The following is a 10,465-nucleotide window of genomic DNA, read 5'->3' on the forward strand; positions in this document are numbered from 1 at the left end:
GCCGGCCTCCAGCCAGGTGCAGGGTCTGGTGCTGGTGCCGACCCGCGAGCTGGCGATTCAGGTCACTGCCGCGCTAAAAGAGGGTGCCGAGGCGCTGGGGCTGCGCATCGTGACGTTGTGTGGGGGCGTTGCGCAGGAGCGGCAACAGGCCGAACTGGTGCAGGGGCCACAGCTGCTGGTCGCCACGCCGGGGCGGCTGCGGGATCTGCTGACCCAGCAACTGCTGGGGCTGGATGGTTTGCAACTGCTGGTGCTGGATGAAGCGGATCGCTTGCTGGAGATGGGCTTTGCTCCCGACATCAAGGCGCTGCTCGGCTTTATTCCGGCGGATCGCCAAACCCTGCTCTTCTCCGCCACCTTGCCTGCCGAGCTGGAGGCGCTGGCCAACGGCCTGCTGCGCGAGCCTAACCGTATCGAGGCAAACCCCCTTAACAGCGTGGTGAACGAGATCGAAGAGCGGCTCTATTTGGTCAACAAGAGCAGCAAGGTCCCGGCGCTTATCAGCTTGCTCAAGGAGCAGGCGTGGCCGCAGGTGCTGGTCTTTATCAGTGCGCGGGATGATGCCGACGGTGTGGCCAGAAAGCTGGCCAAGGCAGGTATCGCTGTGGCTGCCCTCCATGGCGAAAAAGAACAGGCGGTGCGCGAGCAGGCGCTCAGCGATTTCAAAGAGGGCAAAATTCGGGTGCTGGTGGCCACCGACCTGATGGCGCGTGGCATCCATGTGGAGGCGCTGCCGGTGGTGATCAATCTGGACTTGCCCGCCAGCGCCCCTGTTTACGTACACCGCATCGGTCGTACCGCCCGGGCTGGCCGCGAAGGGTTGGCCATTTCGCTGGTCTGCCATGGCGAGAGTGACATGCTGCAAGCCATTCGCACCCTGACCGGCCGCGATCTGCCGTTGGGCGATCTGGCGGGATTCCCGGTCACCGACCAGCCTGCCAGCGGGGAGGGCAAGCGCCCCCCTCGTGACAAGCAGGCCAATCGCCGCACTCAGGCCAAACGCAGCGTCAAGCAGTTCAAGGGCAAGCGCTGACCTCAGGGTTTACCTTGTTCCCGCGCGAAGAAGTCACGACGCCACTGGCTCAACACCTCCTCCTTGTGCTGTTGCCACAGCGCAGGATCCATCTGCTGTTGGCTGGTCGCCAGTTGCTGCTCCAGCTCGGCCAGCTCTCGCTGGTAGCGGCTACGTTGATCGAGTTGCTGCTGGCGCGCCTCGGCAAACGCCAGCGTGGCTTCAGCCTTCTCTGCGGGGAGGAAGTGGCGGGCCAGGGTGGCCAGATCCTCATCTCCCCAAAGCTGACGAGCTTGCTGCAGGCGGGCATCCGGGTTGAACAGCTCGCCTGCCAGATTCGGATTATCCGCCGCCCACCGATCCTGCAAGCGGCTGAGGGCGTCCAGCCGCTCGGCCAGCGGCAACTGCTCGCTCTCCTGCGCCAGCTGATCCAGCGCCAGGGCATAGCGCCCCTGTAGCCGGATCAGGCTCTCCCCCTCGCTCAGCCACCCGTCCTCTGTTGCTTCCAGATTGCTCACACGCTGCGCCAGCGGCAACTCGCTGTCGCTGATCTCGCTGGCAAGCTGGTTGATCAGTTCATCCGGCATCGCCTGCCAGCTGCTGGGCACTTCTTTGCTTTTGCCATCCATCCCCTCAGCGTTTGGCATGTGGGGAGGCTGGCTCCCCGGTTCTGCTGGCAATTGCACATCGGCCGGAGAAGGCGTCGCCGACCATTCTGGCGATATCGGGGGCTGCTCTTCCTGCCAGCCCAGATTCACCAGTAAAAGGGTCAGGATAGCCAGCGCCAGTATCCCGTAACGGCGAGTCATCGGCTGATCTCTCCCTTGACCGGGAAGTGGTCTGAGAGGTTGCTGGCGGGCCAGAGGCTGCCATCGCTGCTGCGGGGGATCCAGACCGTGTTGAGGTTGTGGCTGGCGCTGCCGTACTCCCGGCTCACCACCAGATAGTCCAGATACTCGACGTTGGCGCCACCGGAGAGCGGGCCACCGGCATAGGGGTTGATCCTGGGATCGAAGGTGGCTTCGGTATAGCCGCCATAGGCGGGGTCATGGGCGTTCAGATTGGCCAGCATGTTGGCGTAGTCATCGGCAAACTTGCGTTTGTTGACGTTGAAGTCGCCGCCGTAGATGACGGTGTCCGTGGCAGGGATCCACCGTGCTGCAAGGTGGTGTTCCACCAGGTTCCCTCCATCAGCTGGTTGAGCCGATAGACGTCGCCACCCGCTGTGGTCACGCGGGTTTCGAACAGATAGCTCTTGCCCGCTTTTACCCCCTCATAGCGATTGAAGCTGAGTACCATGGCGCTCTCCCACGGGCCCAGCTCGGTGCGGTGCTGGCTCCACTGAGTGCCGGGTTGCAGCTGGCCGCTGCCGCTTTGGCGGATGTCGATCTGGAGCGGTTCAGGACTGTTGTTGGTGAGATAGACATCGGTATCGGCCAGTGCCAGTTGCGGGAACTGGCTGACCAGCAGCAGGGGGGCATAACTGAGGGTTTTCTGCATCACAGAATCCTTTTGGTTGCAGGGCAATGGAAAGTGACTGTTATGGCGAATGCAGAGGTCAGTTTGTTTACATTTTGGTTACAAGTAAATGAATTGGTTTTGTTTGGAGCTTTGTGGAGGTGTAAAGCGAGCGAGGCAGCACGCTTAAAGAGAGAGGGAAGAGCGAGGGAAGGCGCCCGTGTCAGGCGCCTGCAAGAGTTAGCGGTGGGCCAGCGGGTAGGTGAAGAGCGCCAGATGGGCGAAGTTGAAGGCGAAGTGGATCAGGATGGCCACGGAGAGTCGCCCACTGAGCTGGAATGCCAAGCCGTAGCAGCAGCCTGCCAGGGTCGCAAACAGCGCCAGCAGCGGGCCACCGGGCAGGTGGATGGCTCCGAACAGTAGCGCGGCCACGACGATGCCAATCCAGGGGCGGTAACGCTCGGTCAGCCCCTGCTGGATCGCGCCACGAAACAGCGCCTCTTCCGCCACGCAGGTGAACAGCAGATTGTTGAGTGCAAACAGCCACCACCAGTGGGGCAGACCCACTTCCGGTTTCAGTGCCCCCAACTGCCAGGCGATGACCAGCAGGGCACCCAGCGGCAGCAGCAACAGGGCCAAAGGGCGCCAGCGGATGGCGCCCCCCTTGCCCAGCAGCATCGGGCAGGCCAGCAGCAAGCCAAAGAGCAGCAGCGGCTTGTCTAGGTTCAGATACATGTTGAACGGCATGCTGGCGGGGCCTGCCAGCGCCTGATCCAGCACCTTGAGATTGTTGAAGCCGGGGATGAGGTGCAGGGTCAGCGCAATCGCCCAGAGGATCAGCACCACTCTGGCCGCCATCGCCCGGCGGGCGGGGAGGGTTGGCGTACGCCACGCCAGCAGTAATCCTGCGACCGAGACCAGCAGGGCGGGTAGCGTCATTCGGTCAAGCCACAGTGCCAGCAGCAGGGAGAGTCCCAGCAGAGCAAAGGCGGGAAGACGCTGGCGGAAGAGGGCAAGCAGCACGGCCAGCGCCAGCGCGCCCCAGATAAATGAGTCGGTAAGGGGTAACATTGGATCTCCTTGATCGAGGCAGGCGGCAACCTTAACAAGTGGGCGTCAGCAGGACAACCGCGCAGGAGGTGGTCGGATCCCTTCTCTATACTCATCAGCAGGGTAAAGGGAGAGCAGCTGATGAAGCACTGTCTGTGGTTGTTGTATTGTTGGTGTGTCTGGCTGCAGGCGGCACCCTTGCTGCTGGTGACCGGTGAGTTCACCCCTTATACCGGCAAGGCACTGCCTGAAGGCGGCGAGAGCACCCGGCTGGTGACGACCCTGCTGCAAGAGGCCGGGTATCGGGAGATCCAGGTCGACTACCTGCCCTGGCCCCGCGGCTATCAGTTGACCCGCAATGGGTTGGTCGCGGCCACCTTCCCCTACGCCTGGACTGCCGAGCGGGCCAAGCTCTTCCACTACAGCGCTCCCATTCATATAGATCGCCTCTCCTGGTTTACCTATCGGGGGAGCGAGGCCATTCAGGCTGGCCGCTGGCAAGGGTTGCGTGTCTGTATTCCGCTGGGGTGGAGTACCAGCCATGCCGACGGGGTGATCAAGCGTTTCGGGCTGGATCTGCAGCGCCCCAAGACCCTGGCACAGTGCCTGCAATTGCTGGATCGCAAACGGATCGATCTGCTGCCGATGAACGAGACGGTGACCCGGGATGCCAGCCGTCAGTTGTTTGGCGACCCCTGCCATCTGCAGGCATTGCCCCACTTTCGTCAGAGCGACACCTTTTACCTGATCATTTCACGGCAGTACCCGGAGGCCGCCAGCCTGCTTGAGCGCTTCAATCATGCCCTGGCTGCTGCCCGTGCCGATGGTCGCTATGACCAACTGATCTCCCGAGCCGGAAAGGGGATCGATTGCCGTTGAGAGTGCACGGCCGGAAAACAAAAAGCCGGAGCAGTGACTCCGGCTTTCTTTTATGCCTTCAGGGGCGATTAGCGGCCTGATTCTGCGATCACGCGGGCGATGATATCGGCGCGCTTGCTGGCTTCCAGTTCGCCCAGGGCGATCAGGCCAGCCTTGAAGATGACGTTCTTCGGCAGGCTGACATCGTCCAGCGTGGCGATCGCTTCAACGTGCATGCCGTTCAGACGGCTGGCATCGCGCGGGCTCAGGTTGACCTGAGTGTTCATCACCTGCTTGCCTTTCTTCTTGGCCGGTGCAGCCGCTTTCTTGGTGGATTCCTGTTCTTCGTCTTCCGGCAGTTCGTCATCAAAATCGTAAATAGACATAGTCAATCCTGTTGAGTTAGGCAAAAGGGCACGTTTGCCCGACATTGGGTCAATCAGCCCATATCCTCGTTACGGATAAAGGCGCGCCAGGAGCCGAGCACCTGGGCAAAATCTTCCAGCCCGCACATGGCCAGCTGTTCATCATCGTAGTAGGCGAGATCGTCAAGATCCTCACCCAGCTCGATATTGAGGGCGTTGGCTTTCACCTCCGCCTCTTCATGGGTCAGCAGCAGGGAGTAGTCACCGCCGTTGAGCCGGTATTCGACTCGGGTGCGGTTGGAGAGCTGATCAATGATGGAGAAGAGCTCGTCGAGCTTCTCCTCATCCTTGCCAACCTCGTCGATCAGCCACTGACCGATGGCTTCATGGCCCATGGAGAACCGGGCGCGATAGCCACCAAACGGGTCGCGGCGAAATTCATAATCCATAGCACAGTCCAGATCGGAGGGATGGGCCATCACGGGCAGGCGGGTGCAAGCACGCAATTCCTGCTCCATGGCGGGGCACACATCGGGTAAAGTGGCCTATTCTAGCGAGCCCCCTCTCGCTTGTCTTGATGATGTGGCATCTTTGCGCCCATGTGCCCTGAATCGGCCCGTGGTGGCGCTGCCAGATCAGCCCCTTGTCCGGAGATGTTATGCAGCTAAACGATAATCTTGCCCGCCAGATCGTCGCACGGGCGATGAAGATCCTGTCGTTCTCGGTCAACGTGATGGACGAACACGGTCTCATCATTGCGTCCGGCAATCCGGAGCGGATCCATCAGCGCCACGAAGGGGCCGTGCTGGCGCTCACAGAAAACCGGGTGGTGGAGATCAGCGAAGCGACAGCCTTGCAGCTCAAAGGGGTGCGACCCGGCATCAATTTGCCCATCTCCTATCAGGGGGAGCTGATCGGGGTGATCGGCATCTCTGGCGATCCGGAGGAAGTGCGTGCTTACGCCGAGCTGGTGCGAATGACGGCAGAGCTGATCCTGGAGCAGGCGGCGCTCACCGAGCAGTTGCAGTGGGACAAGCGCCACAAGGAGGAGCTGGTGTTGCAGCTCATTCGTGGTGAGGGGCGAGTCGATCAATTGCTGCAGGCGGCCCGTTTTCTCGGACTGGATTTGGCCCAGCCTCGGGTGGTAGCCGTGCTGGCGCTGGAGGAGGCCGATCCGGCGCGTCTGCGAGAGCTGGTTCATCAGCTGGAAAATCCGGAGCGGGACAATCTGGTCGCCATCAACGGGCTCGACGAGATAGTGGTGCTCAAACCGGCGCAATTGAGTGATGGCGTCTGGCAATCGGCGCAGGAGCGCAGCCGGATCAAGCAGTTGCTGGCCCGCATTCCCCACTTCAAGGTGCATATCGCGGTGGGCGATTACTTCGCCGGGATCGACGGGCTGGCGCGCTCTTACCAGACGGCGCGAGATACCCTGCGCCGTGGCATGCGGCAGGCGCCGCGCAAGCAGGTCTACTTCTTTGAGGACTACCGTTTGCCGGTGCTGCTGGGCAGTCTGGCGGACTCCTGGCAGGCGGATCAGCTGCGCACACCGCTGCAGAAACTGGCCCGGGAAGATGGCAAGGGGGCGCTGCAGAAGACCCTGCGCCACTATTTCTTGCAGGATTGTGATCTGCATCGCTGTGCCGAAGCCCTGTTCATTCACCCTAATACCCTGCGCTATCGGCTGGGGCGGATAGAGCAGATAACCGGGTTGAATTTCAACAAGTTAGACGACAAGTTTTTGCTCTATCTCGGCCTTAATCTCGACTTGTGATTGTGAATTTAGACAAAAAAATACATTTATATGATGTGATTTTTGGCTATTCAGCCAAAGCATTCTGATTGCAGATCTCCATAATGGCGGCCACTCACTCCCATTGAAGGTGTCCGTCATGATCCCGGTTACAGCCCTTGGCGCCATCGCGGCGCTCTCCATCGCCATCATCCTCATTTTGAAGAAGGTGCCGCCCGCTTACGGCATGATCGTGGGTGCCCTGGCCGGTGGCCTGATTGGCGGTGCCGATCTGACTCAGACCGTCGCCCTGATGATCGGCGGTGCCCAGGGGATCACCACTGCGGTGATGCGGATCCTGGCGGCCGGTGTACTGGCGGGCGTGCTGATCGAATCGGGTGCCGCCACCACTATCGCCGAGACCATCGTCAAGAAACTCGGTGAAACCCGCGCCCTGCTGGCGCTGGCGCTGGCAACCCTGATCCTGACTGCGGTCGGCGTGTTCGTTGACGTGGCCGTCATCACGGTCGCCCCCATTGCGCTGGCCATTGCCCGCCGTGCCGACCTCTCCAAGGCGGCCATCCTGCTGGCGATGATCGGCGGTGGCAAGGCGGGCAACGTCATGTCCCCCAACCCCAACGCCATTGCCGCGGCTGATGCCTTCCATCTGCCCCTCACCTCTGTGATGGCGGCAGGCATCATTCCGGGTCTGTTCGGTCTGGTGATGGCCTACTGGCTGGCCAAGCGGCTGAACAACAAGGGCAGCAAGGTTGCTGCTGATGAAGTGGTGAGCTTTGCCGGTGCCAAGTTGCCGGGCTTTGCCGCCGCCATCAGCGCGCCGCTGGTCGCCATCCTGCTGCTGGCCCTGCGGCCGGTCGCCGGTATCGTGGTGGATCCGCTGATTGCACTGCCCCTCGGTGGTCTGGTTGGTGCCCTGATGATGGGTAAATTCAGCAAGGTGAACCAGTTTGCGGTCTCCGGCCTCGCCCGCATGGCGCCGGTTGCCATCATGCTGCTGGGTACCGGTACCCTGGCAGGCATCATCGCCAACTCCGGCCTGAAAGATGTGCTGATCAGCGGCCTGACCGCCTCCGGTCTGCCTTCTTACCTGCTGGCGCCTATCTCCGGTGCTTTGATGTCGCTAGCGACCGCCTCGACCACCGCCGGTACCGTGGTGGCCTCCAACGTATTCAGCTCCACCCTGATTGAACTGGGGATCAGCAGTCTGGCCGGAGCGGCGATGATCCATGCCGGTGCCACCGTGTTTGACCACATGCCCCACGGCTCTTTCTTCCATGCCACCGGTGGCAGCGTCCACATGGGGGTGGGGGAGCGTCTGAAACTTATCCCTTACGAAACAGCAGTCGGTCTGACCATTGCCACTGTCTCCACCCTGATGTTTGGCGTGTTTGGCCTCGCCTAAGGAATTGATATGAAAATTGTTATTGCCCCCGATTCATTCAAGGAGAGTCTGAGCGCCATGGCGGTGGCTGATGCCATCGAGGCCGGTTTCAAACAGGTGCTGCCGAACGCCACCTACGTCAAATTGCCGATGGCCGATGGCGGTGAAGGTACGGTGCAATCGCTGGTTGATGCCACCGGTGGCCGCATCCTGCCGGTCGAAGTGACCGCGCCCCTAGGTAACAAGGTGCAGGGCTTCGTCGGCCTGCTGGGTGATGGCGAGCGCGCCGTCATCGAGATGGCCGCCGCCTCCGGCATCCATCTGGTCGCTCCCGAGCAGCGCAATCCACTGCTCACCTCCAGCTTCGGCACCGGCGAGCTGATCCTGGCCGCGCTGGAGATGGGAGTGAAGCACCTCATCCTCGGAATCGGTGGTAGTGCCACCAATGACGGCGGTGCCGGTATGATCCAGGCGCTCGGCGGCAAGTTGCTCAAAGCCGATGGCTCAGCCATCGAGCTGGGTGGCGCCGGTCTTGCCGAACTCGCGACCATCGACCTGAGCGGTCTGGACCCGCGTCTGGGCGAGCTGGTTATCGAGGTGGCGTGCGATGTGAACAACCCGCTGTGCGGCCCGAAAGGCGCCTCCGCGGTGTTTGGCCCGCAGAAGGGGGCGACCCCGGAGATGGTGCAGCAACTCGATGCCAACCTTTCCCGTTATGCCGACTGCATCGAACAGGCGCTCGGCAAGCAGGTGAAGGATATTCCGGGGGCGGGCGCTGCCGGTGGCATGGGGGCCGCGCTGGTCGGTCTGCTTGGTGCCGAGCTCAAGCCAGGTATCCAGATCGTGATTGAAGCCCTGAAGCTGGCCGATGAAGTGGCCGATGCGGATCTGGTTATCACCGGCGAAGGTCGTATCGACAGCCAGACCATCCATGGCAAGACGCCAATCGGTGTCGCACGTTGCGCCAAGCAGTTCGGCAAGCCGGTGATCGGCATCTCCGGTTGCCTGACCGACGATTGCGGTGTGGTACATGATCACGGTCTGGACGCGGTATTCGCCGTGGTCAACCGCGCCATGTCTCTGCCGGAGGCGCTGGAGAGCGCCAGCACCAATATTCAACTCACTGCGCGCAACGTAGCGGCGCTCTATCAGCTCAAGGGCTGATCCGGTTCGGCCGATGCGCCCCATCGGCCACTCAATATCCCCGTTTGGGGCATCTCCCATCCCGCGAGATGTCTGACTGCCCTGGCACTTATTTGCCGATCCATCGTGATCGGCTCTTTTCTTTCTGCTCCTTTGTCTTGCCACACTTTTGACTCTATGGGTCAGCGCGGTTTTGATAGGCGCAAATCTCCCTTTACGGCATAGTGGTCGTACCAAGTACAAGGAGAGACTCATGTTCCTGCTGACCCTGGGGGTTGCGCTGTTTATCCTGATCCATCTCTACCCCTGTTTTGCTGTTGCCAATCGGGCGCGACTGCGCGAGCGGCTGGGTGAGAATCGCTACAAGGGGCTCTTCTCCCTGCTGGTGTTTGTCGCCATCGCCTGCATCATCGCCGGTTGGCGCTCGGCCAGCTCGCTGCCGCTCTACTTCCTGCCGGAGTGGGGGCCGATGACCATGACGGTGATGATGCCCTTTTCGCTGATCCTCTTTTTCTCCGGCCAGGGGCCCAACCATCTGCGCCGCTGGCTGGTGCATCCCCAACTGCTCGGTACCCTGCTCTGGGCGGTGGCCCATCTGCTGGTCAACAGCGAGGCGCGATCTCTGGTGCTGTTTGGCGGCATCGGGCTGTGGGCGCTGGTGAGCATGGTCTGGATTTCGGTGCGGGACTGGCAGCGATATCCCCGCCCGGCGGCTAACTGGACAGGCACTGGCATCAGCGTCGGGGCGGGCCTGGCTGCCACCGCGCTGCTGGTGTTCTGGGGCCACGGCTGGCTGACCGGCATTCCATTGCATTGAGAGTGAACTGCGGCTCTGGTAACCGCGTATGATGGACAAAACAAAAGGAGTCTTGGCGATGAAATGGTTCACTCTGTTGCTGTTATTGGGGGCTGGCGCGGCCTCTGCGGCGTGCCCCGATTATTTCAATGTGGAGATGCGGGAGCTAAACAACTCTCAGCGCCACAACCTCTGTCAGCTGACCGAGGGCAAGGTGGTACTGGTGGTCAATACCGCCTCCTACTGCGGCTACAGCGGTCAGTTTCGCGATCTGGAGAAGCTCTACCAGAGCTACAAGGATAAAGGGCTGATTATTCTGGGTTTCCCCTCCAACGATTTCTGGCAGGAGGCGGGCAACGAGACCAAGACCGCCGAGGTGTGTCGCCGCGACTATGGCGTCACCTTCCCGATGTTCAATCGGGTAGCGGTGCGGGGCTCCGATGCTGTGCCACTGTTCAAGGGGCTGGCGGCGGCCGCTGATGGGGATGAGCCGAACTGGAACTTCCACAAGTATCTGGTGGGGCGCGATGGCAAGCTGATCGCCAGCTACGGCGCCAACCAGAATCCGGCTGACGACCCCCTCAAACTGCAGATCACCCGGGCGCTGGGGCTCTGACCCTACCCCTTGGCGGGCGGCTCTGGAATAATG

11 protein-coding genes and 1 pseudogene are annotated in these 10,465 nt (G+C 61.5%); 7 read left to right on the top strand and 5 right to left on the bottom strand.

Features of this window, described 5'->3' with window-relative positions; translation table 11 throughout:
- On the top strand, positions 1-1,033 hold a 1,033-nt coding region (locus tag L972_RS06925; RefSeq protein WP_047436973.1), incomplete at its 5' end, for a DEAD/DEAH box helicase.
- A gap of 2 nt (positions 1,034-1,035) precedes the next feature.
- Here the strand turns inward: L972_RS06925 and L972_RS06930 are convergent.
- The 3 genes and pseudogenes from L972_RS06930 to L972_RS06940 all read right to left on the bottom strand — a co-directional run bounded on the left by L972_RS06930 (position 1,036) and on the right by L972_RS06940 (position 3,541).
- Positions 1,036-1,821, bottom strand: coding sequence for a hypothetical protein (locus L972_RS06930; RefSeq protein WP_047436975.1), 786 nt, complete (start codon positions 1,819-1,821; stop codon positions 1,036-1,038).
- Positions 1,818-2,512: pseudogene (locus L972_RS06935) on the bottom strand (hypothetical protein). Before L972_RS06935 ends, L972_RS06930 begins: the two are co-directional and overlap by 4 nt.
- A gap of 198 nt (positions 2,513-2,710) precedes the next feature.
- Complete coding sequence (locus L972_RS06940) at positions 2,711-3,541, bottom strand: CPBP family intramembrane glutamic endopeptidase (RefSeq protein ID WP_047436978.1); 831 nt, start codon at positions 3,539-3,541, stop codon at positions 2,711-2,713.
- Between the two features lie 120 nt (positions 3,542-3,661).
- Here L972_RS06940 and L972_RS06945 point away from each other — a divergent pair, with 120 nt between their 5' ends.
- Positions 3,662-4,399 carry a substrate-binding periplasmic protein gene (locus L972_RS06945; protein WP_047436981.1) on the top strand — a complete coding sequence of 246 codons (738 nt, stop codon included), beginning with the start codon at positions 3,662-3,664 and terminating at the stop codon, positions 4,397-4,399.
- Positions 4,400-4,467: 68 nt separating this feature from the next.
- Here L972_RS06945 and L972_RS06950 read toward each other — a convergent pair whose 3' ends face one another.
- Together L972_RS06950 and L972_RS06955 are read right to left on the bottom strand one after the other, a co-directional pair.
- Positions 4,468-4,764, bottom strand: a complete 297-nt coding sequence (locus L972_RS06950) for a hypothetical protein (protein WP_005340323.1) — start codon at positions 4,762-4,764, stop codon at positions 4,468-4,470.
- A 53-nt stretch (positions 4,765-4,817) separates the two neighbouring features.
- The gene (locus L972_RS06955; RefSeq protein WP_031227767.1) at positions 4,818-5,192 is read right to left on the bottom strand and encodes a YacL family protein; all 375 of its coding nucleotides are present in this window, start codon (positions 5,190-5,192) and stop codon (positions 4,818-4,820) included.
- A 209-nt stretch (positions 5,193-5,401) separates the two neighbouring features.
- Here L972_RS06955 and L972_RS06960 point away from each other — a divergent pair, with 209 nt between their 5' ends.
- The 5 genes from L972_RS06960 to L972_RS06980 all read left to right on the top strand — a co-directional run bounded on the left by L972_RS06960 (position 5,402) and on the right by L972_RS06980 (position 10,432).
- A complete protein-coding gene (locus L972_RS06960) occupies positions 5,402-6,517 on the top strand; it encodes a sugar diacid recognition domain-containing protein (protein WP_047436984.1) in 1,116 nt (371 codons plus the stop codon).
- A gap of 118 nt (positions 6,518-6,635) precedes the next feature.
- Positions 6,636-7,898, top strand: a complete 1,263-nt coding sequence (locus L972_RS06965; protein WP_005340326.1) for a GntP family permease — start codon at positions 6,636-6,638, stop codon at positions 7,896-7,898.
- Positions 7,899-7,907: 9 nt separating this feature from the next.
- Complete coding sequence (locus L972_RS06970) at positions 7,908-9,041, top strand: glycerate kinase (RefSeq protein ID WP_047436987.1); 1,134 nt, start codon at positions 7,908-7,910, stop codon at positions 9,039-9,041.
- A 232-nt stretch (positions 9,042-9,273) separates the two neighbouring features.
- Positions 9,274-9,837: an NnrU family protein gene (locus tag L972_RS06975; protein ID WP_047436990.1), complete on the top strand. Its 564-nt coding sequence runs from the start codon at positions 9,274-9,276 to the stop codon at positions 9,835-9,837.
- A 58-nt stretch (positions 9,838-9,895) separates the two neighbouring features.
- Positions 9,896-10,432 carry a glutathione peroxidase gene (locus L972_RS06980; RefSeq protein WP_005340333.1) on the top strand — a complete coding sequence of 179 codons (537 nt, stop codon included), beginning with the start codon at positions 9,896-9,898 and terminating at the stop codon, positions 10,430-10,432.
- Positions 10,433-10,465: the final 33 nt, after the last annotated feature.

Source organism: Aeromonas sp. ZOR0001 (assembly GCF_000801015.1).
GTDB lineage: Bacteria > Pseudomonadota > Gammaproteobacteria > Enterobacterales > Aeromonadaceae > Aeromonas > Aeromonas veronii.

Excerpts from the sequence above, each read along its gene's own strand:
- L972_RS06930 (WP_047436975.1), bottom strand. The coding sequence starts at position 1,821 with ATGACTCGCCGTTACGGGATACTGGCGCTGGCTATCCTGACCCTTTTA.
- L972_RS06940 (WP_047436978.1), bottom strand. The coding sequence starts at position 3,541 with ATGTTACCCCTTACCGACTCATTTATCTGGGGCGCGCTGGCGCTGGCC.
- L972_RS06945 (WP_047436981.1), top strand. The coding sequence starts at position 3,662 with ATGAAGCACTGTCTGTGGTTGTTGTATTGTTGGTGTGTCTGGCTGCAG.
- L972_RS06950 (WP_005340323.1), bottom strand. The coding sequence starts at position 4,764 with ATGTCTATTTACGATTTTGATGACGAACTGCCGGAAGACGAAGAACAG.
- L972_RS06955 (WP_031227767.1), bottom strand. The coding sequence starts at position 5,192 with ATGGATTATGAATTTCGCCGCGACCCGTTTGGTGGCTATCGCGCCCGG.
- L972_RS06960 (WP_047436984.1), top strand. The coding sequence starts at position 5,402 with ATGCAGCTAAACGATAATCTTGCCCGCCAGATCGTCGCACGGGCGATG.
- L972_RS06965 (WP_005340326.1), top strand. The coding sequence starts at position 6,636 with ATGATCCCGGTTACAGCCCTTGGCGCCATCGCGGCGCTCTCCATCGCC.
- L972_RS06970 (WP_047436987.1), top strand. The coding sequence starts at position 7,908 with ATGAAAATTGTTATTGCCCCCGATTCATTCAAGGAGAGTCTGAGCGCC.
- L972_RS06975 (WP_047436990.1), top strand. The coding sequence starts at position 9,274 with ATGTTCCTGCTGACCCTGGGGGTTGCGCTGTTTATCCTGATCCATCTC.
- L972_RS06980 (WP_005340333.1), top strand. The coding sequence starts at position 9,896 with ATGAAATGGTTCACTCTGTTGCTGTTATTGGGGGCTGGCGCGGCCTCT.